This window comes from Streptomyces malaysiense, assembly GCF_000980885.2.
GTDB lineage: Bacteria > Actinomycetota > Actinomycetes > Streptomycetales > Streptomycetaceae > Streptomyces > Streptomyces malaysiense.
Map to the genome: position 1 here is coordinate 1 of NZ_LBDA02000168.1, position 2,280 is coordinate 2,280.

The 2,280-nt window shown below is 70.1% G+C and carries 3 protein-coding genes; all 3 read right to left on the reverse strand.

From position 1 onward, the window contains the following. Positions 1-301 precede the first annotated feature (301 nt). The 3 genes from VT52_RS34660 to VT52_RS34670 all read right to left on the reverse strand — a co-directional run bounded on the left by VT52_RS34660 (position 302) and on the right by VT52_RS34670 (position 2,169). The gene (locus VT52_RS34660) at positions 302-901 is read right to left on the reverse strand and encodes a hypothetical protein (RefSeq protein ID WP_420856328.1); all 600 of its coding nucleotides are present in this window, start codon (positions 899-901) and stop codon (positions 302-304) included. Positions 902-963: 62 nt separating this feature from the next. Beyond that, positions 964-1,386, reverse strand: coding sequence for a RidA family protein (locus tag VT52_RS34665; RefSeq protein WP_046429009.1), 423 nt, complete (start codon positions 1,384-1,386; stop codon positions 964-966). Between the two features lie 21 nt (positions 1,387-1,407). Beyond that, positions 1,408-2,169: an IclR family transcriptional regulator gene (locus tag VT52_RS34670; RefSeq protein ID WP_046429007.1), complete on the reverse strand. Its 762-nt coding sequence runs from the start codon at positions 2,167-2,169 to the stop codon at positions 1,408-1,410. Positions 2,170-2,280 lie beyond the last annotated feature (111 nt).

Below are 2,280 nucleotides of genomic sequence, written 5' to 3' on the forward strand. Positions count from 1 at the left end.
TCAAAGGAACCACGTCCCGGTCATAACGACCGGAGACGGGGTATCAACATATCTGGCGTTGACTTTTGGCACGCTGTTGAGTTCTCAAGGAACGGTCGCTTCCTTTGTACTCACCCTCTCGGGCTTTCCTCCGGGCTTCCCTTCGGTGTTTCCGACTCTATCAGATCTTTCCGATCCGATTTCCTCGGTGCCTTCCGGTTCTCGCTCTCGCGTTTCCCTTGCGGCGAACCAAACTTTATCAGAAGTTCTCGGGGCTTCTGACCGCCCCCGCGCACCCCCGCCGGGGAGAGCGAGGGGTCGGTCAGTCGCCGTCCTCGAAGTAGGCGTCCAGGACCGCGTCCAGCTGGTCGTCCCATTCCTTGAAGCGGGAGCGGGACGTGGCCTCGATCTCGATCGGGTACCAGCGGCGGTCCGGGGTGTGCACCGTGACGGTGTAGCGCTTGCCGAAGCGCGGGGCCTCCGACTCCACCGCGGCGATCTCGGCCCACTGGAAGTCGCAGGCCTCCTCGTCCAGGCTGAGGCGGACGCCCTTGTGGTCGGCCACTATCTTGGCGCGGCGGTCGGCGGCCTCGAAGGCCGGACCGTCAGAAGCGCCGGCGGGCGCCGCGGGCTCGTCCTCGTCCGAGTCGCCTTCCTCCGCCTCCGCGGCCTCCCCGGTCGCCTCCGGCTCCGCGGATACGGCCGACCGTGACGGCTCGGTGGACCCGTCCGGTGCCTCGGCCTCCGGTTCCTCCGGCTCCCCCGGCTCCTGCTGCTTCGCCAGGGGCGTCGCCGGGGCCGTGATGCCCGGGATGAAGGCCGGGTCGAAGCCGGCGCCCGCCACGGGCTCGGCCTTGACCGCTTCCGCCTTCAACGCTTCGGTGTTCAACGGACTGCTGCCTGATCCTATGCGCTGCTCCACGGCGGCAGTATGGACGACTTCCCTGTGCCGGAACCAGTCAGCCCGCGCGTCGCGCCGGCAACTCAGGCCACTCGAGGGGAGTCGAGCACGGCGAGCGCGTCGATCTCGATCAGCAGACCGGGCGGAAGGCCGACGTAGACCGTCGTACGGGCGGCGGGCGGCCCGGTGAGGGACTGGCCCTCGAAGTAGGCGTTGTAGAGGTCGTTCATCTCGGCGAAGTGGTCCACGTCCGTGAGGTGGACGCGGAGCATCATCACGTCGTCCCAGCGGGCGCCGCCCTCTTCCAGGACCGACCTGACGTTGTCGAGCGTCTGGAGCGTCTGCTCACGCAGGGTGGGGCCGGCCGGGGTCGGGGGCTCGCCCTCCTCGGCGGGCAGGAAGCCGACCTGGCCGGCGACCTGGAGGATGTTGCCCTTGCGCACGCCGTGCGAGAACCGCGCGGGCGGGGTGGTGTGGGTCTTCGGGGTGAGGGCGGTCTTTTCCATCGGGCGGGTCCTTCGCAGGTGTCAGGGGCGTTCCGTCACCGGTGTCCTGCCGGAGTACTCCGCGCTGATCGCGTCCGCCGTGCGGCGGACCAGCGGGAGGAGGGCGAGGAGTTCGTCGGCCGTGACGACCACGTTCGGGGCGGACACCGACATCGCGGCGGCCACCCGGCCCTCGGCGCCCCGGATGGGCGCGGCGACGCAGTTGATGGACTCCTCGTGGCCGCCGAGATCGGTGGCCCACCCCTGTTCGCGGACCTTGGCCAGTTCCTGCAGGAAGGCGTCGGCGTTCGGGGTGGAACGGGGTGTGTAGGAGGGGTAGTCGAGCTTCTCCGCGAGGGCGCGGCGTTCGGGTTCGGGGAGGTCTGCGAGGAGGAGTTTCGCGACGGCGGCCACGGTGAGGGCGACCGGTCTGCCGATGCGGGAGTACATGCGGACCGGGTAGCGGCTGTCGACCTTGTCGATGTAGAGGACCTCGGGGTCGTCGTACACGGCGAGGTGGACGGTGTGGCCGCACTGTTCGTTCAGCCGTACGAGGTGGGGGTGGGCGATCTCGCGGACGTCCAGGTTCTCCATGGCCTCCTGGGCGAGGGCGAAGAGGCGCGCGCCGAGGCGGTAGCGCTGGTCGGACTGGCGGTAGACCAGGCCGTGTTCGTGCAGGGTGCGCAGGAGGCGCAGGGCGGTGGACTTGTGGACGCCGAGCCGGTCGGCGACCCGGCCGAGGTCGGCGGGGCCCTCGGCGAGCAGCGGCAGGATGCTCAGGGCGCGGTCGACGGTCTGACTCATGGGGTGTTGGCCTCCTCGGGGGCCCACGCGGTCTGCGTCCAGCCGGGGGCGAGTCGCAGTCTTCCCCACGCGGCGTCGTCCAGGGCGGCGAGGTGGTCGGCGTGGGCGCGG

Bases quoted from the DNA above. Each gene is read 5' to 3' on its own strand.
- VT52_RS34665 (WP_046429009.1), bottom strand. From the start codon at position 1,386: ATGGAAAAGACCGCCCTCACCCCGAAGACCCACACCACCCCGCCCGCG.
- VT52_RS34670 (WP_046429007.1), bottom strand. From the start codon at position 2,169: ATGAGTCAGACCGTCGACCGCGCCCTGAGCATCCTGCCGCTGCTCGCC.